The organism is Rathayibacter sp. AY1A5 (assembly GCF_002930875.1).
Classification (GTDB): Bacteria; Actinomycetota; Actinomycetes; order Actinomycetales; family Microbacteriaceae; genus Rathayibacter.
Window position 1 is genome coordinate 1 of sequence record NZ_PSTM01000038.1, and the last position, 15719, is coordinate 15719.

The following is a 15719-nucleotide window of genomic DNA, read 5'->3' on the forward strand; positions in this document are numbered from 1 at the left end:
GCCCCGCCCCGTCTCTTCCGCCCGTCCAGTCCCGTCCCGTCCCGTCCCGTCCCAGGAGGACCGATGCCGTCCCGTTCCGCCCGCACCACCGGGATCGTCCTCGCCGCCCTCGGACTCGTCGCCGTCGTCCTCGCGATCGTGCTGCTCGTCCGGCCCGCCGGCGGGCAAGCGCCCGGCGCAGCAACGGCGTCCGCGGGCCCGTCCTCGGCGCCGTCCGGGAGCGCTCCGGCGACGTCCGCCGCTCCCGGCTCCGCGGAGGCGACCGACGGCGCCGCCGCCCCCGCACCGACGGTCTCCGCCGCTCCGTCCGGCACCGAGCCGGGCACCGGATCCGACGCTCCTCCCGCGATCGTCTCCTTCGCCTCCACCCCCGCCTCCGTCGACTGCGAGGGCGACCGCACCGCCTCCGTCCCGCTCGCCCTGTCGTGGGAGACGATCGGAGGCGCCACCGCCCGCCTGGCCGTCGGCACCACCGACGCGAGCGCGGGCGAGCCCGTCGACCTCGCGGCGTCCGGCTACACCGCCGTCACCGCCGACTGCCGCGACTCCGAGACCCTGATCACCCTCGCCGTCCTCGCTCCCGACGGCACCACCGCCCAGCGCACCCTCGTCGTCCCCGCCTCCTGAACCGCTCCGCCCGCGCGGAGGCGGTCACGGAGGCGTCGAGCGGCCCCGGCACGGCAGAATGGGACACGATGACCTCCACACCCCCTCCGCTCGGCCTGCTCCTCGACGTCGACGGGCCCATCGCGAGCCCCGTCACGCGCACGATCTCGATCCCCGAGATCGCCGACGACCTCGTCACCCTGGCCAACGCCGGCATCCCGATCGTGTTCAACACGGGCCGCTCCGACGCGTTCCTGCGCGAGCGGGTCCTGCCCGCGCTCCTCGAGCGCGGCGTCTCGGCCGAGGCCCGCATCGTCTGCGTCTGCGAGAAGGGCGCCGTCTGGTTCACCGTCGACTACCGCGGCACCTCGGAGCCGATCGTCGACGAGTCGCTCGCGATCCCCGAGCCGGTGGCCCGCGACCTCGAGCGGATGATCCGCTCCGACTACGACGACCTGGTCTTCTTCGACGAGACCAAGCGCGCCATGGTCTCGGCCGAGCAGCTGGTCGACCTGCCGAGCGAGGACTACCTCGAGCGCCAGCTCGTGTTCGACGCCGACGCCCTGCAGATCATGACCGCCGCGGGCCTCGGAGTCGAGCGCCGCGGCATCCGGTACCCGAACGAGGAGGGGACGGTCGACTTCCGCATCGACCCGACCGTCATCTCGACCGACATCGAGTCGAACCGGCTCGGCAAGGACCTCGGCGCCCAGCGCGCCGTGGAGCTGCTCGGAGCGACCGGCGCGATCCCGCAGCGCTGGCGCACGGTCGGCGACTCCCGGAGCGACTACGCGATGGCCGACTGGCTGTTCGAGCACGCCTACGACGTCGCCCACGTCGACGTGCGGCCCGCAGAGGGCGTGCCCGAGAAGCCCTACCCGGTCCTCGTCGTCGACGGAGCCGTGAACGACGCGGCCGGCGCCGCCGTGCTCCGCCGCTGGACGGAGCTCGTCGCCGACGAGACGACGCCCGAGGTCGGCGGCGCGATCTCGCTCCATGCCCGGAGCTGATCCGCAACCCTCGTCCCTCGTCGCTCAGGCCCGTTAGCGTTCGAGCATGAGAATCGCAGTCACCGGTGGATCCGGCAAGCTCGGCCGCCACGTCGTCACCCGCCTCCGCGCTTCCGGGCACGAGGTCTTCAACCTGGACCGCGCGGGGGACCGCGGCGCGGGCTTCGTCCGCATCGACATCGCCGACTACGGCCAGGTCGTGGACGCGCTGCAGTCGGTGAACGACCAGTACGAGGGCATCGACGCGCTCGTGCACCTCGCCGCGATACCCGCGCCGGGCCTCGTGCCCGACGTCGCCACGTTCCACAACAACATGATCGCGACGTTCAACGCCTTCCACGGAGCGATCCGTGCCGGCATCCGCAACGTCGTCTACGCCTCCAGCGAGACCGTGCTGGGCCTGCCCTTCGACGTCCCGCCGCCCTACATCCCGGTCGACGAGCAGTACCCGGCGCGCCCGGAGTCGGTCTACTCGCTCACCAAGCACCTCGAGGAGCAGATGGCGATCGAGCTGTGCCGCTGGCACCCGGACCTGAAGATCACGGGCCTGCGCTTCTCGAACGTCATGGACGAGGCCGACTACGCCGAGTTCCCGTCGTTCGACTCCGACGCGCTGCTGCGCAAGTGGAACCTCTGGGGCTACATCGACGGACGCGACGGAGCGCAGGCGGTCGAGAAGGCGCTGCTCGCCGAGACGACCGGGTTCGACCGCTTCATCATCGCCGCGGCCGACACCGTGATGACGCGCCCCAACGCCGAGCTGGTGGCCGAGGTGTTCCCCGGCGTCGAGCTGCGCGGCGACCTCGGGACAACCGGCACCCTGCTCTCGATCGACCACGCCCGCGAGGTCCTCGGCTACGCCCCCGAGCACTCCTGGCGCGACTCGCAGCAGGGCTGACCCGCGGGCCCGGCGCATCGGGATCCGCGCTGTTCGTCGGTGGGGTGGATCCCGATACGCGGGCTGCGCCCGCTCCTCGATCAGCAGGGGTGCGGTCGGCCCGTGACCGTGCCGGTCGAGGAGCGGCAGCGCGGCGTCTCGAGACCCGCCCTGTTCGTGCGCGGCTCGGCTCGCCGCCCCACGCACGAGCGCGCCCGGTCCGCAGGACGACTGCAGGCCGGGCGCGCTCCGTGGAGCCGAGGATCAGCTCGGGATGTAGTTGAAGGTGTCGGGGTCGGGGCCGGTGCGGTGGCCGCGGTCGAGCGCCGTGATGTCGGTCATCGCCTCGTCGTCGAGCTCGAAGTCGAAGAGGGCGAAGTTCTCCTCCACGCGCTTGCGGGTGACCGACTTCGGGAAGACGATGTCGCCGCGCTGGATGTGCCAGCGGAGCACGACCTGCGCCGGGCTGCGGTCGACGTTGCGCGCGATGCGGGTGATGGTGTCGTCGTCGAGGACGAGGCCCTGCGCGATCGGCGACCAGGCCTCGGTCGCGATGCCGTGCTCGGTGCCGTAGGCGCGGAGCTCCTGCTGCACGAGGTAGGGGTGCACCTCGATCTGGTTCACGGCCGGGACGATGGTCGCCTCGGCGCGGAGCCGGTTGAGGTGGTTGGTCTGGAAGTTGGAGACGCCGATCGCCTTCGCCTTGCCGCTGCGGTAGATCTCCTCCATCGCCTTCCAGGTCTCCAGGTAGTCGCCCACGTTCGGGAGCGGCCAGTGGATGAGGAAGAGGTCGACGTAGTCGAACTTCAGCTCGCCGAGGGTGACGTCGATCGCGGCGAGAGCGTCCTCGCGGGCGTGGAAGCCGTTGTTGAGCTTGCTGGTCACGAAGACCTCGGAGCGGTCGAGGCCGGAGGCGCGGACGGCCTCGCCGACGCCCGCCTCGTTGCCGTACATCTCGGCGGTGTCGATGTGGCGGTAGCCGACCTCGAGGGCCGCCAGGGTCGCGTCCTTGGTCTCGGCCGGGTCGATCTGGAACACGCCGAAGCCCAGCTGCGGGATCTTCACGCCGTTGTTCAGGGTGATCGTGGGGACCGTTGCGGTGTCGTCGCTCATGGGCGAGTACGTCCTTTCGTCGGGGCGAGGGCGCAGTGGAGCCGCGCCGTCGTACCTCCAGTCCATCGCCTGCGGCTCCCAGCATCAACCCCTTGCGCGCTCGGCGGACATCCAGCTTCTCCGCGGAGGAGGAGTCGGATCCCCCGACCACAGGTGTGCCCTCCCGGGAACGCCGAAGGCCCCCGGCACGGATGCCGGGGGCCTTCGGGGAGCGCGACTTACGCGCGGGACTTGCGGCCGGTGATCGCACCGTAGATCAGCAGAACAATGATCGCGCCGACCACCGCGAGGATGATGCTGACAAAGTTGAAGCCCATCGGGTCGTCGCGTCCGAAGAGCGCTCCGCCGATAAATCCGCCGAGCAGCGCGCCGACGATGCCGAGGATGATGGTGATGATCCAGCCACCGCCCTGCTTGCCGGGGAGGATGAGCTTTGCCAGTGCCCCGGCGATGAGGCCGAGGACGATCCAACCGATGATGCCCATGATGTTTCTCCTTCAGTTCGTGCTCGATCGGCCGTTCCGATGCGAGCGGAGACACCGGCGGGCCGGTGTCCTGTGAGTCGTGGAAGCGGGGGTCAGCGGAAGCGGCGCTGCACCTTGTCGCGGGCCTTGCTCGCGATGGCGGTGAGCTGCTTGGCCTCGCGCTTGGAGGTCTTCTTGAGCTTCTTGCGGGTCTTCTTGGTGGCCGGGTCGTTCCACACGCCGAGTGTGAGGTGGCGCAGCTCTTCGTAGCGGCCACGGCCGGCGCGGGAGCCGAACACGTAGGCGGTGAAGGCGACCAGTGCCAGCAGGACGAGGCGGGGATTCATGCGGTGACCCTTCCATCGGAGAGCACCGGGTCGTGCTCGACACCCATTTGACTCTCCTGCGCAATCCGTGACAAACCACGGCTCGACCATTGACAGGGACCCCTCGCATCGTGTTCCGCGTGCGCGTGTACCCGGTTCAGCCGCAGGCCGGAGACGTCTCGGCCGGGAAGCGAGCGTGGAGGTAGTGGCCGTAGCCGCCCTCGACCCGGTTGTCGCGGCGGCCGGAGGTGACCACCTCGCCGCGGTCCGTCGCTCCGACCCGGGCGCCGCTCGCGCGCAGCCGCTCGACGAGCAGGACGTCCTCGTGCAGCGGCTCCCGGCCGAAGCCGCCCGCCGCGAGATATGCGCTCGCGCGGACGCCGAGGTTCGCGCCGTGGATGCTGCCGATCGACTCCTCCCGCGCGCGGACGTCTCGCCAGCGCGAGTAGGCGCCGGGGGAGAGGTCGGCCGGGTCGGGCCGGACCGTGCCGATCAGCGCGTCGTGCCGTCGGGCGTGCTCGACGTGGGCGGCCAGCCAGTCGCGGGGGACCACGGTGTCGGCGTCGGTGTTGGCGATCCACACCTGCTCGAGCGGAGCGGCGACGGAGGAGAGGGCGTGCGCGATCCCCGCGGAGCGGGCGGCGCCGACTCCGCAGCGGGCGAGCTCCAGCACCTCGGCGCCGGCGGCGCGGGCCCGCTCGCCGGTCGCGTCGGAGCAGCCGTCCGCGGCGACCACGAGGCGCATCCCGATTCCGGGCGCCCGGTGGGCGAGGTGGGTCGCGCTCGCCCGGACGGAGGCGATCAGGCCGCCGATCCGCTCCTCCTCGTCGCGCGCGGGCACGACGACCAGCACCTGCGCGAGCCGGCTCACACCAGCCCCGTCCGGCGGGCGACCGAGCGGGAGTCGCGGGCGTGGACCTCGAGCAGGACGTCCTCCTCCTCGTGGCGGGCGAGGCGGTGCAGGCCCAGCTCGGCCACGGCGGACTGCACGGCGTCGCCGTCCAGAGCGAGCTCCTCGATCGGATGCCGCCAGTGCACGGTGACGAGCTCCCCCGCGGGGGCGAGGGCGTCGCGGATGGTGCGCAGCACGCCGGGAAGGGCGTCGCCGAGGTAGTAGCCGACCTCCGAGAGCACGACCAGGTCGAACGGACCCTCCGGCACGCCGCGGGTGATGTCGTGGTGCTCGACCCGCACGTGCTCGAGCGGAGCGAGGCGGCGGGCGGCGCGCTCGACGGCGGCGCTCGACACGTCGATCGCCAGCAGGCGGTCGGCCCGGTCGGCCAGCGCCTCGGCCAGCACGCCGATCGAGGCGCCGATCTCCAGCACGGAGCCGTAGCGCTGCTCCGGCAGGCTCGCGAGGGTCAGGGCGCGCTTGCGCTGCTCGTACCAGCGGCTCGTGTACCCCCACGGGTCCTCGTGGCGGGCGTACAGCTCGTCGAAGTAGCTCATGCGATCCTCACCAGCCGGTCGTCCCCGGTGAAGGTGCGCAGGAAGAGCGGATGAAGCACCGGACCGGTCCCGTCGGGCCCGGGGCGGGTCTGGCTGGGATAGCGGGAGCGGGCACGGCGGGTGCGCTCGAGCAGCTCGTCGTCGAGCGGCAGGCGCACGAGGTCGCCCCACGGCACCTCGGGGTCCTCCGGGACCGCCCAGTGCCACAGCCAGATCGGCGCGGCGAGCAGCGGCTGCCCGAGCTCGCGCGCGACCTCCGCGCAGATCTCGCCGACCACGCGGTGGTCCCGGTGCCCGTCCCCGGTCCAGGTGGAGAGGAGCAGGACGGTCCCGGGGGCGCCGGCCGCCCGCTCGCGCACCTCGCGTGCGATGCGCTCGTGGTGCTCCGGGGTCGCCGAGTCCGGCACGTCGAGGAAGGCGAGCCCGATGCCGGGGCCGAGCTCCGCCAATGCGTCCGAGGCCTCCCGCCGGCGCTCGGCAGCGAGGTCCGCGTCCCGCTCCCCATGGGCCGCGGCTCCGTCGGTCACGACGACGACGTCGACCGCGATCCCGCGCCGACGCGCGAGCGCGATGGTGCCGCCGCAGCCGAGGGTCTCGTCGTCGGCGTGCGCCACGACCACCAGGACGCGCCGGATCCCGTCGGGCAGGATCAGCTCCGGGAGGCGGTCGCGGCGGCCGTCCGCGGTCCAGCGCTCGAGAGGAGTGCCCTCGAGGCGCCCGTCGAAGGGCCGGCTCACCAGGAGGCCGCCTCGCCCGAGGCGAGCACGGCGCGGCCGAGAGCGGCGTCGTCGCGCTCGGCGTGGTGCTGGCGGACGTAGAGCGCGAGGTCGGCGACGCGCTTGGCGTGCTCGGCGTCGAGGGCGAGCGGAGCCGGGCCGAGCGCGCGGCCGGCGCGGAGCAGGATCTCCTCCACCGCTCCGGCGACGCTCGCCCGCACGCGCTTGGCGAGCAGTGAGCCGCGGGGGCCGTCGGCCTCGCCCGCGTCGACCGCCGCGGCGGCCTCGTCCAGCGCCCGGCGCGACGCGGAGAGCGCCGTGTCGATCGCTCCGAGGTGGGCCAGGAGGTGCGGGTCCTCGCGTCGGGCTGCCGCTGCCGCGACGGCAGCCGCGACTCCGAGGGCTCCGCCGTGCCAGCAGGCGGCGACGCCGATGCCGCCCCAGGCGAAGCCGGGCCGCGAGAGGTACCAGCCGGCGTCCCCCACGGGGACGGCGCGGGTGCCGGAGAAGCGGACCGGTCCGCTGGGCACCTCCGTCAGGCCCCGCGCGTGCCAGGCGTCCTGCTCCGGCGTCGCCGACCCGTCGCGCAGCGCCACGGCGAAGAGGCGGCGCTCGCCGGAGGCGTCCCCGACGTGGGCGGTGACGAGGGCGGCGTCGAGGCGGTCGGCCAGCGAGCACCAGGGCTTCACTCCGTCGAGCAGCCAGTCGCCGTCGCTCTCGCGCGCGACCAGAGGATCCCCGCCGCCCTCGGCCGCGAAGACCCCCCAGGCGGCGTCGGCGGCGACTCCGAGTCCGGACGGGTCGAGCTCCGCCTCGCCGAGGATCGCGAGAGCGTCGAGGTGCGGCTCCACCGCGCGCGCGACGCCGAGGTCGTGCCGAGCCAGGCGCTCGAGGAGACCGTGCAGCTCGGCGGTGCGACCGGTGCCGGGCCGGGGCGCGTCGGCGCTCAGACCGCGCGCGAAGCCGAGCGCGCCGTCGACGTCGTGGGGGAGGAGAGAGGAGGAGTGCTGGTCCATCGCCTCCGAAACTACGCAGTCGAGCGGGCGGCGTCCGGCGATTGTCCCCGAACGGACGGGGTGCTAAGCGTCAGATGTCAAGGTCGTTGATCCTGTGCAGGAGAGAGGCGAAGAGCTCGACGTCGGCGAGCGCCCAGCTGCGCAGCTCCTCGTGCATCAGCGCCTGGTTCGAGCTGCGGATCTCGCGCAGCCGCGCGGCGGTCGCCGGAGTCACCGAGAGGATCGTGGCGCGGCCGTCCTGCGGGTCGGGGGTGCGCTCGAGGAAGCCGAGGCGGTCGAGCGCCGTGATCTGGCGGCTGAGCGCCGACTTGTCCATCTCGAGGAGCTCGGCCAGCACGCCCGAGTGCACGGGTCCGCGGCGCTCGAGCGCCGAGATCGTCTTGTAGCCCAGTGGCGTCAGCTCCGGGTGGAGACGCTCGGCGTAGGAGCGCATCGCCGCCCGCACACGGTTGAAGAGGGTGCTGAGCTCGCCCTCCACCGAGGCGATCGCGGAGTCGACGTCGCGGGCGGAGTCGGGGGTCGGGCCGGTCATGCCTCCAGCATCCCGCGCGAGGACCCTCCTCCTCGACTTGCGCCCGCGCGCCGCGATGACGTACGCTTCCCGAAGCCAAAGACCGCCGGTTTCCGGTGTGCGCACGAGCAGGGCCCCGGCCCCGCGGATCGCCACCGGACGAAGGATTCGCGAAGCGAATTGCCCGCGCAGGTGCACGAGTTCAGTTCCGCCTCACCGCGATCCCGAAGCTCCGCGCCCCTGTGCCGGAGCTTTTTTCTTTGCCTGCCTTCGGGCTACCGGCACGAGAATTCACAGGAGTAGCCATGGCGAACAAGGAAGCCTCGGTTGCCGAACTCACGGAGAAGTTCCAGAGCTCGACGGCCGTTCTGCTGACCGAGTACCGCGGTCTCACTGTTGCTCAGCTCAAGACGCTGCGCAAGGACATCAGTGAGCACGCAACCTACGCCGTGGTGAAGAACACGCTGACCAAGATCGCGGCGAACAACGCCGGTATCTCGTCCTTCGACGACGAGCTCGCTGGCCCCTCGGCCATCGCGTTCGTGCACGGCGACCCTGTCGCCGTCGCGAAGTCGCTGCGTGCCTTCGCCAAGGCAAACCCTCTCCTCGTGGTCAAGGGCGGTTACTTCGACGGTAACCCGCTGACCGCAGAAGAGGTGGGCAAGCTCGCCGACCTCGAGTCCCGCGAAGTTCTGCTCGGCAAGCTCGCCGGCGCCTTCAAGGCCTCGCTGTTCGGCGCCGCATATCTGTTCAACGCTCCGCTCTCGAAGGCCGTTCGCACGGTCGAGGCGCTGCGCGAGAAGCAGGAGTCCGCGAGCTGACGTCTTCCCCTTCCGGGAAGCAGTGCGCGCGCGGTTCGTAGACAAAGAAAAACAAGGAGAAAAATCATGGCAAAGCTCACGCAGGACGAGCTCATCGAGGCCTTCAAGGAGCTCACGCTCATCGAGCTCTCGGAGTTCGTCAAGAAGTTCGAAGAGGTCTTCGAGGTCACCGCTGCGGCGCCCGTCGCCGCCGCCGGTGTGGCCGGCCCGGCCGCCCCCGCCGAAGAGGTCGAGGAGCAGACCGAGTTCGACGTCGTGCTCGAGGCCGCCGGCGAGAAGAAGATCCAGGTCATCAAGGAGGTGCGCGCCCTCACCAGCCTCGGCCTCGGTGAGGCGAAGGCGCTCGTCGACGGTGCCCCCAAGGCGGTCCTCGAGGCCGTCAACAAGGAGACCGCCGAGAAGGCCAAGGCTCAGCTCGAGGGCGCCGGCGCGACCGTCACCGTCAAGTAATCCCCCTCACCCGTCGCGGGTGCCGGCTCCGGCCGGTCGCTCGTCAGGGTGACGCAGGCACGCCTGCAGACGCAGGGCGTCGTCTCCTCGGAGGCGGCGCCCTTCGTCGTTCCCGGCCGTTGGCGGCGCGCGCCCCTAGGATCGGAGCGTGACTGCTCACGATCTGCTCGCCGGGCTCCCCGCCCGCGACGTCCCGCCCAGCGAGGTCTCGCTCAGCGAGCTCCTGAGCGACTTCGTCTCGGTGACGCACCGGATCACCCGCCTCGCCGCCCAGGCGACCGGCAACCAGGAGTCGCAGGCCGTCTGGCGCACGCTCTCGGTGCTCCTCTCGATGGGCCCGATGCGCCTGGGGGAGCTCGCCTCCCAGAGCCGCGTCTCGCAGCCCACGATGACCAAGATCGTGAAGAACCTCGTCGAGACCGGCTGGCTCGACCGGATCGCCGATCCCCTCGACGCGCGCGCCTGGCAGATCCGCCTGGCTCCCGCCGGCGCGGACGCGCTGAACGCCTGGCGGACCGACCTCGGCGACGCGCTGACGCCGATCTTCGCCGATCTCACCCTCGAGGACCGCCGCGTCCTCGAGCGCGCCGTCGAGATCATGCACGAGCGCCTCGTCGTCGGCCCGCGGGACTGACCCCTCCCGCGCGGTTCCGCCGCGCGGCACACTGGTCGCGTGCAGATGCGACTCGAGCTCGTCCCCCTCCCCGTCGGTGACGTCGACCGCGCGGTCGCCTTCTACACGGAGGTGATGGGCTTCCACCTCGACCACGACGTGCGGCCCTCCGCCGCGATGCGCGTGGTCCAGCTCACCCCGCCCGGCTCGGCCTGCTCGATCGTGGTCGGCAGCGGGATGGGCCCCGGTCCGGAGGAGGGCGTCGTCCGCTCCCTCCACCTCGTCGTCGACGACATCGCCGCCGCTCGCGCGGAGCTCGTCGGCCGCTCGCTCGAGATCAGCGAGGTCCAGGACCTGGGCGGCGTGCAGTACGCGTACTTCGCCGATCCGGACGGCAACACCTGGGCGCTCCAGGAGATCGGGAGCAGGACGCCCCCGGAGTGAGTCAGTCCTCGGGCCAGCGGACCCGGGCGTCGACGTCGGGGTGCTTGCGCAGCCAGGCCGCGACGAAGGGGCAGCGCGGGACGACCGTGCCGCCCGCCTCCGTGATCGCGGTGACCGCGGCCCGCGAGAGGATGCTCCCGAGGCCGTGGCCCTCCCACGCGTCGTCGACGACGGTATGGGTGAGCGTCACCTCGTCGCCCTGACGGGTGTACGCGGCGAAGCCGGCCGGGGTGCCGCCGACCTCGATCACGAAGCGGGACCGCTCGGGGACGTCGCGGACGGTGGGGGTGTCGGAGTCGCTCATGCTCCGATTCTCGCCCCCCGCGGCGCCGAGGTGCTGGTGCGGATCACCAGCGAGGCGGGGATCAGCGTGTGGCGGGCCGGGGGAGGGGGCTCGCCGCGACCGAGGGCGGCCAGCGCGTCCAGCACCAGCGCGACCGCGAGCTCGCCCTGCTGGCGCGGGTCCTGGCGGATCGAGCTGAGACCGAAGAGCTCGGCGAGGGGGTGGTCGTCGATCCCGATGACGGAGACGTCCTCGGGCACCGAGAGGCCGAGCTCGCGCGCCGCGAGGATGATCCCGATCGCGATCTCGTCGGAGGCGGCGAAGATCGCCGTCGGCCGGGTCCGCGGGTCGCCGAGGACCTGCCGTCCGGCGCTGTGCCCGCCGGGGATGTCGAAGGTGGTGGGCACGATGTCCTGCGCGCCCGGCTCGAGGCCGGCGGCCGCGAGCGCCTGGCGGAAGCCGTCGCGGCGCTGCGTGTGGACGTGGAAGTCCATCTCCTCCTCCGCGAGCCCGCCGATGTGGACGACCCGCTCGTGGCCGAGGGAGAGCAGGTGGTCCGTGGCGAGGCGGGAGGCGGCGACGTCGTCGATGCTGAAGGTGGGGATGCCGGGGAGCTCGCCGCCGATGCCGACGATGGGCTTGCCCAGGGCGAGGAGCGCCTCCGTCTCGTGCGGCGAGATCTCGAGCGTGACGGCGACGATCGCGTCGACGCGCTTGCGGACGAGGTAGTACTCGAACACGCTCCGGCGGGCGTCGAGGTGCTTGTCGATGTTGTAGAGGAGCAGGTCGTAGCCGGCGGCGAGCAGGGCGCGCTCGATGCCCTCGATGATCCCGGCGAAGAACCACTGGTTGATGATCGGGATGATCACGGCGATGTTGTTGCTGCGGCCGGTGACGAGGCTGGAGGCGTTGGCGGAGACGACGTAGCCCAGGCTCGTCGCGGCGCGCTCGACGCGCTGCTTCGTCCCCGCGGAGACGTAGCCCCGGCCGCTGAGCGCGCGCGAGACCGTCGCCTTCGACACTCCTGCGAGCTCGGCCACCTCTTCGATGCCTGGCACGGCGTTCCTCCCGACCGTCCGGCCTCGATGCTGGAAACGGTTCCAGGAAGTTATACCCCGCCCGGCGGCCGGGCGTCGCGCCGAGATCGATCTCCGCTCGGCCCCGGCCCCGCGATCGCTGTTCTGACGCCGAATCGTTATCTCAGAGAGCGCTCTATCATCGGCGTTGTGCTTTCATCGTTCTTGTGGAAAGGTTTCCCTCCGTGGGAGCCCACCCACACGAATCCGGTGATCCGCTCGGAGTTCCTCCTGGCATCGCCATCACCAGCATCCGAGTCGTCGCGGCACACGCTTCGAGCCGCCACAGCCTCCCGATCCCGATCGGCGAGGAGCGGCCTGCTCGGCTGGTTCCACCACTCAATGAGGAGGAAGAATGCGGTCATCCCTGCACCGCCGTATCACCGTCCCGGTCGCCGTTCTGGCAGCGGCCGGCATCGCACTCGCGGGCTGCTCCAGCAGCAGTGACCCCAACGACCCGAACGCCGGCGGCGGCAGCTCGGCCGGCACGGTCGGCACCGCCGACGGCGTCGTCAACGTCTACGGCACCATCAACGGCGACGAGGCCACCCTTCTCGAGCAGTCCTGGGCGGACTGGGAGAAGGAGAGCGGTATCGAGATCAAGTACACGGGCGACAAGGAGTTCGAGAAGCAGATCGGCATCAAGGTCCAGGGTGGCGACACCCCCGACCTCGCGATCTTCCCGCAGCCGGGTCTGCTCGCCGACACCGTCGCCTCCGGCAAGGTGCAGGAGCTCCCCGAGGGCGCCCTCGCCAACGTCAAGCAGAACTGGTCCGAGGACTGGCAGAAGTACGGCCAGGTCGACGGCACCCAGTACGGCGCGCCGCTGATGGCGTCCGTCAAGGGCTACATCTGGTACTCCCCGGCCAAGTTCAAGGAGTGGGGCGTCTCCGTTCCCACGACGTGGGACGAGATGGAGGCGCTCGGCAAGACGATCGCCGAGAAGACCGGCGGACCGTCCTGGTGCGCGGGCTTCAACTCCGGTGAGGCCTCCGGCTGGCCCGGAACCGACTGGATCGAGGACGCCGTCCTCCGCGAGGCCGGCCCCGACGTCTACGACTCTTGGGTCGCGGGCGACACCCCCTTCACCGACCCGGCCATCAAGTCCGCGTTCGACTCCGTCGGATCGATCCTCCTCGACCCGACCCTCGTCAACGCCGGCTACGGCGACGTGAAGTCGATCAACTCCACCGCCTTCGGCGACGTCGCCCAGAACATGGCGAACGGCACCTGCGCGCTGACCCACCAGGCCTCGTTCTTCGAGGGCTTCCTGACCTCGGCCGGCGCCAACGTGGCCGAGGACGGCGACGTGTGGGCCTTCCTCACCCCGCCGGTCAAGGCCGACGACGCCCAGGCCGTCACCGGTGGTGGCGAGATGGTCGCCGCGTTCTCGAACGACGAGGACACCGCGAAGGTCCAGGAGTACCTGGCCAGCGCCGACTGGGCCAACAGCCGCGTCTCCCTTGGCGGCGTCATCTCCGCGAACACCGGTCTCGACCCGGCCAACGCGGGCAGCGACGTCCTGAAGGACTCCATCGCGATCCTCCAGAACCCGGACACCACGTTCCGCTTCGACGCGTCCGACCTCATGCCGAAGGCAGTGGGCTCGGACAGCTTCTTCAAGGGCATGGTCGACTGGATCGACGGCACGAGCACCGACCAGGCGCTCGAGGAGATCCAGGCCGGCTACACCTCCTAGCAGCGGAGCAGAGCCGCCGCTCCCGAGTGGCGGCTCAGCTGTGACGGCCCGGCCCCCGAATCCACGGATCCCGGGGCCGGGCCCCTCCTGAGTCCAGAGTCGCACTCGAAAGGGCGTCCATGTCCCCCATCACCATCTCGGGGTTCTTCCAATGGCTGGCGGGAATCCCGCCGCTCGCGCAGATCCCGCTCATCCTCCTGGCCTTCGCGGCCGTGGTGGCGCTCATCCTCTTCTTCGTCGAGATCGCGCCCCGCCGCGGCACCGGCTACACGGTCCTCCGGCTCGCGGTGACGGTCGTCCTGCCGGTCGTCCTCCTGCTGGTCTTCGGCCTCTACAACTCCGTCCTCTGGGTCGCGGTGGTGGCCGCCGTCATCGGCGGCGCGCTGTTCCTGCTCGACTTCCGGTCCCGCAAAGGCGCGGGCTACGGACTCCAGCTCATCGCGTTCATGGCACCGGCCGCCTTCTTCATCCTCATCGGCCTGATCTACCCGACGATCACGACGGCCATCAACGCGTTCATGAAGAACGACGGCTCCGGATTCGCCGGCATCGACAACTTCGTCTGGGTCTTCACCAGCCCCGACGGCATCACCGCCTTCCTCAACACGGTGGTCTGGGTGCTCCTGGCCCCGATCACGGCGACCGCGATCGGTCTCGCCTACGCGGTCTTCATCGACAAGAGCCGCGGCGAGAAGTTCTTCAAGCTGCTGGTCTTCATGCCGATGGCGATCTCGTTCGTCGGCGCGTCGATCATCTTCAAGTTCTTCTACGACGTGCGCCAGGGCGAGCAGATCGGCCTCCTCAACGGCATCCTCACCGCCTTCGGCGCCCCGCCGGTCGACTGGCTGGGACTCGAGCCGTGGAACACGCTGTTCCTCGTCGTCGTCCTCATCTGGACCCAGGCCGGATTCGCCATGACGGTGCTCTCCGCCGCCATCAAGGGCGTCCCCTCCGAGCAGCTCGAAGCGGCCTCGCTCGACGGAACCAGCGCGTGGCAGTCCTTCTGGAACGTCACCGTCCCCGGCATCCGCTCCTCGATCGTGGTCGTCCTCACGACGATCTCGATCGCGTCGCTGAAGGTCTTCGACATCGTCTCGGCGATGACCGGTGGCCGCTCCGACACCACGGTCCTCGCGTTCGAGATGGTCCGCCAGTTCCAGCTCGGCGCCCGCAGCGGCTACAGCGCGGCCCTCGCGGTCATCCTGTTCCTGCTCGTGCTCCCGATCGTCGTCTACAACGCCCGCCAGCTCGCCAAGCAGAGGGAGATCCGATGAGCGTCACGCCCACTCCGATCCAGGTTCCGGTCGACCGCAGCACCGAGCGCGCGCTCGCCCGCGGCGAGTCCAGGATCGAGGCGGCCAGCGGCAAGGTCAAGAAGGCGACGACATCGCGCGGCGCCACTCTCGCCGCGCTGATCATCGCCGTCATCTGGACCGTCCCCACCCTCGGCCTGTTCATCTCGTCGTTCCGCCCCGCGAACGACATCAAGACGACCGGCTGGTGGACGATCTTCGCCAACCCCGGCTTCACCCTCGACAACTACGCTAACGCGCTCAACTCGGGCGACAGCCTGACCCTGGGCAAGGCGTTCGTGAACTCGCTGGTCATCACGCTGCCGGCGGCGCTGATCCCGATCACGATCGCCAGCCTCGCCGCCTACGCGTTCGCCTGGATCGACTTCAAGGGCCGCAACACGCTCTTCGTCCTCGTGTTCTCGCTCCAGATCGTCCCCATCCAGATGGCGCTCGTGCCGCTGCTGCAGCTGTTCTCGGACGGCCTGCGCATCGGAGGGCTCTACATCCTCCCCGGCCTCGGGGTGAACGGGTTGGACGGCTCCTACGCGAAGGTGTGGATCGCGCACACGATCTTCGCGCTCCCGCTCGCGATCTTCATGCTCCACAACTTCATCTCCGAGATCCCCGGCGAGGTCATCGAAGCGGCACGAGTGGACGGCGCCGGACACGGCCAGATCTTCTTCCGCATCGTGCTCCCGCTCTCGGTCCCCGCCATCGCCTCCTTCGGCATCTTCCAGTTCCTCTGGGTCTGGAACGACCTGCTGGTCGCGACGGTCTTCACCTCCGGACAGGGGCTGCCGATCACGAAGGCGCTGCAGGACCTCACCGGCTCCTACGGCCAATCGTGGGAGCTGCTCACGGCCGGCGCGTTCATCTCGATCATCGTGCCGCTCATCGTGTTCTTCTCCCTCCAGAGGTTCTTCGTCCGCGGCCTCCTCGCCGGCGCCACC

The 15719-nt window shown here is 70.9% G+C and carries 20 protein-coding genes; 10 read left to right on the plus strand and 10 right to left on the minus strand.

The window, feature by feature from the left end:
* Window positions 1-63 precede the first annotated feature (63 nt).
* The 3 genes from C5B98_RS16130 to C5B98_RS16140 all read left to right on the plus strand — a co-directional run bounded on the left by C5B98_RS16130 (window position 64) and on the right by C5B98_RS16140 (window position 2514).
* A complete protein-coding gene (locus tag C5B98_RS16130) occupies window positions 64-627 on the plus strand; it encodes a hypothetical protein (RefSeq protein ID WP_104328106.1) in 564 nt (187 codons plus the stop codon).
* A gap of 68 nt (window positions 628-695) precedes the next feature.
* Window positions 696-1616, plus strand: a complete 921-nt coding sequence (locus tag C5B98_RS16135; RefSeq protein WP_104234599.1) for a hypothetical protein — start codon at window positions 696-698, stop codon at window positions 1614-1616.
* A 46-nt stretch (window positions 1617-1662) separates the two neighbouring features.
* Window positions 1663-2514 carry an NAD(P)-dependent oxidoreductase gene (locus C5B98_RS16140; RefSeq protein WP_104227477.1) on the plus strand — a complete coding sequence of 284 codons (852 nt, stop codon included), beginning with the start codon at window positions 1663-1665 and terminating at the stop codon, window positions 2512-2514.
* A 243-nt stretch (window positions 2515-2757) separates the two neighbouring features.
* Here the strand turns inward: C5B98_RS16140 and C5B98_RS16145 are convergent, their stop codons facing one another.
* From C5B98_RS16145 to C5B98_RS16180, 8 genes are all read right to left on the minus strand, one after another.
* A complete protein-coding gene (locus tag C5B98_RS16145) occupies window positions 2758-3606 on the minus strand; it encodes an aldo/keto reductase (RefSeq protein WP_104234598.1) in 849 nt (282 codons plus the stop codon).
* 218 nt (window positions 3607-3824) lie between these two features.
* Window positions 3825-4091, minus strand: coding sequence for a GlsB/YeaQ/YmgE family stress response membrane protein (locus C5B98_RS16150; RefSeq protein ID WP_085476966.1), 267 nt, complete (start codon window positions 4089-4091; stop codon window positions 3825-3827).
* Window positions 4092-4183: 92 nt separating this feature from the next.
* Window positions 4184-4417, minus strand: a complete 234-nt coding sequence (locus C5B98_RS16155; RefSeq protein WP_104328107.1) for a hypothetical protein — start codon at window positions 4415-4417, stop codon at window positions 4184-4186.
* 136 nt (window positions 4418-4553) lie between these two features.
* On the minus strand, window positions 4554-5267 hold the full coding sequence (locus C5B98_RS16160; RefSeq protein WP_104328108.1) for a glycosyltransferase family 2 protein: 714 nt from the start codon (window positions 5265-5267) through the stop codon (window positions 4554-4556).
* Entirely contained in the window at window positions 5264-5845 is a 582-nt protein-coding gene (locus C5B98_RS16165; RefSeq protein ID WP_104227186.1) for a class I SAM-dependent methyltransferase, read from the minus strand. Before C5B98_RS16165 ends, C5B98_RS16160 begins: the two co-directional genes overlap by 4 nt.
* Complete coding sequence (locus C5B98_RS16170; RefSeq protein ID WP_181065569.1) at window positions 5842-6582, minus strand: PIG-L deacetylase family protein; 741 nt, start codon at window positions 6580-6582, stop codon at window positions 5842-5844. The genes C5B98_RS16165 and C5B98_RS16170 overlap by 4 nt, the downstream gene beginning before the upstream one ends.
* On the minus strand, window positions 6579-7577 hold the full coding sequence (locus C5B98_RS16175) for an acyl-CoA dehydrogenase (protein WP_219812390.1): 999 nt from the start codon (window positions 7575-7577) through the stop codon (window positions 6579-6581). Before C5B98_RS16175 ends, C5B98_RS16170 begins: the two co-directional genes overlap by 4 nt.
* Before the next feature lie 70 nt (window positions 7578-7647).
* Window positions 7648-8109 (minus strand): MarR family winged helix-turn-helix transcriptional regulator, encoded by a 462-nt coding sequence (locus C5B98_RS16180; RefSeq protein WP_104224334.1) that lies wholly within the window; start codon window positions 8107-8109, stop codon window positions 7648-7650.
* A gap of 284 nt (window positions 8110-8393) precedes the next feature.
* Between C5B98_RS16180 and rplJ the strand changes: the two genes are divergently transcribed.
* From rplJ to C5B98_RS16200, 4 genes are all read left to right on the plus strand, one after another.
* Entirely contained in the window at window positions 8394-8909 is a 516-nt protein-coding gene (gene rplJ, locus C5B98_RS16185) for a 50S ribosomal protein L10 (RefSeq protein WP_055791018.1), read from the plus strand.
* A 66-nt stretch (window positions 8910-8975) separates the two neighbouring features.
* On the plus strand, window positions 8976-9359 hold the full coding sequence (rplL, locus tag C5B98_RS16190; protein ID WP_104224335.1) for a 50S ribosomal protein L7/L12: 384 nt from the start codon (window positions 8976-8978) through the stop codon (window positions 9357-9359).
* A gap of 148 nt (window positions 9360-9507) precedes the next feature.
* Window positions 9508-9993 carry a MarR family winged helix-turn-helix transcriptional regulator gene (locus tag C5B98_RS16195; protein ID WP_258059518.1) on the plus strand — a complete coding sequence of 162 codons (486 nt, stop codon included), beginning with the start codon at window positions 9508-9510 and terminating at the stop codon, window positions 9991-9993.
* Between the two features lie 39 nt (window positions 9994-10032).
* Window positions 10033-10416 (plus strand): VOC family protein, encoded by a 384-nt coding sequence (locus C5B98_RS16200; protein ID WP_181027271.1) that lies wholly within the window; start codon window positions 10033-10035, stop codon window positions 10414-10416.
* A 1-nt stretch (window position 10417) separates the two neighbouring features.
* On the opposite strand, the gene C5B98_RS16205 is transcribed toward C5B98_RS16200, so the two are convergent.
* Both C5B98_RS16205 and C5B98_RS16210 read right to left on the minus strand, forming a co-directional pair.
* Complete coding sequence (locus C5B98_RS16205) at window positions 10418-10720, minus strand: GNAT family N-acetyltransferase (protein WP_104273430.1); 303 nt, start codon at window positions 10718-10720, stop codon at window positions 10418-10420.
* The gene (locus C5B98_RS16210; RefSeq protein WP_104328109.1) at window positions 10717-11757 is read right to left on the minus strand and encodes a LacI family DNA-binding transcriptional regulator; all 1041 of its coding nucleotides are present in this window, start codon (window positions 11755-11757) and stop codon (window positions 10717-10719) included. Before C5B98_RS16210 ends, C5B98_RS16205 begins: the two co-directional genes overlap by 4 nt.
* Window positions 11758-12130: 373 nt before the next feature.
* Here C5B98_RS16210 and C5B98_RS16215 point away from each other — a divergent pair, with 373 nt between their 5' ends.
* The 3 genes from C5B98_RS16215 to C5B98_RS16225 all read left to right on the plus strand — a co-directional run.
* Entirely contained in the window at window positions 12131-13474 is a 1344-nt protein-coding gene (locus C5B98_RS16215) for an ABC transporter substrate-binding protein (RefSeq protein WP_104227181.1), read from the plus strand.
* 119 nt (window positions 13475-13593) lie between these two features.
* On the plus strand, window positions 13594-14748 hold the full coding sequence (locus C5B98_RS16220; RefSeq protein WP_181027270.1) for a carbohydrate ABC transporter permease: 1155 nt from the start codon (window positions 13594-13596) through the stop codon (window positions 14746-14748).
* Window positions 14745-15719: carbohydrate ABC transporter permease (locus C5B98_RS16225; protein ID WP_104268025.1), on the plus strand; the 975-nt coding region annotated here is incomplete at its 3' end. The genes C5B98_RS16220 and C5B98_RS16225, both read left to right, overlap by 4 nt.

Coding starts and splice junctions, on each gene's coding strand:
- C5B98_RS16130 (WP_104328106.1), top strand. CDS start 64: ATGCCGTCCCGTTCCGCCCGCACCACCGGGATCGTCCTCGCCGCCCTC.
- C5B98_RS16135 (WP_104234599.1), top strand. CDS start 696: ATGACCTCCACACCCCCTCCGCTCGGCCTGCTCCTCGACGTCGACGGG.
- C5B98_RS16140 (WP_104227477.1), top strand. CDS start 1,663: ATGAGAATCGCAGTCACCGGTGGATCCGGCAAGCTCGGCCGCCACGTC.
- C5B98_RS16145 (WP_104234598.1), bottom strand. CDS start 3,606: ATGAGCGACGACACCGCAACGGTCCCCACGATCACCCTGAACAACGGC.
- C5B98_RS16150 (WP_085476966.1), bottom strand. CDS start 4,091: ATGGGCATCATCGGTTGGATCGTCCTCGGCCTCATCGCCGGGGCACTG.
- C5B98_RS16155 (WP_104328107.1), bottom strand. CDS start 4,417: ATGAATCCCCGCCTCGTCCTGCTGGCACTGGTCGCCTTCACCGCCTAC.
- C5B98_RS16165 (WP_104227186.1), bottom strand. CDS start 5,845: ATGAGCTACTTCGACGAGCTGTACGCCCGCCACGAGGACCCGTGGGGG.
- C5B98_RS16175 (WP_219812390.1), bottom strand. CDS start 7,577: ATGGACCAGCACTCCTCCTCTCTCCTCCCCCACGACGTCGACGGCGCG.
- C5B98_RS16180 (WP_104224334.1), bottom strand. CDS start 8,109: ATGACCGGCCCGACCCCCGACTCCGCCCGCGACGTCGACTCCGCGATC.
- rplJ (WP_055791018.1), top strand. CDS start 8,394: ATGGCGAACAAGGAAGCCTCGGTTGCCGAACTCACGGAGAAGTTCCAG.
- rplL (WP_104224335.1), top strand. CDS start 8,976: ATGGCAAAGCTCACGCAGGACGAGCTCATCGAGGCCTTCAAGGAGCTC.
- C5B98_RS16205 (WP_104273430.1), bottom strand. CDS start 10,720: ATGAGCGACTCCGACACCCCCACCGTCCGCGACGTCCCCGAGCGGTCC.
- C5B98_RS16215 (WP_104227181.1), top strand. CDS start 12,131: ATGCGGTCATCCCTGCACCGCCGTATCACCGTCCCGGTCGCCGTTCTG.
- C5B98_RS16220 (WP_181027270.1), top strand. CDS start 13,594: ATGTCCCCCATCACCATCTCGGGGTTCTTCCAATGGCTGGCGGGAATC.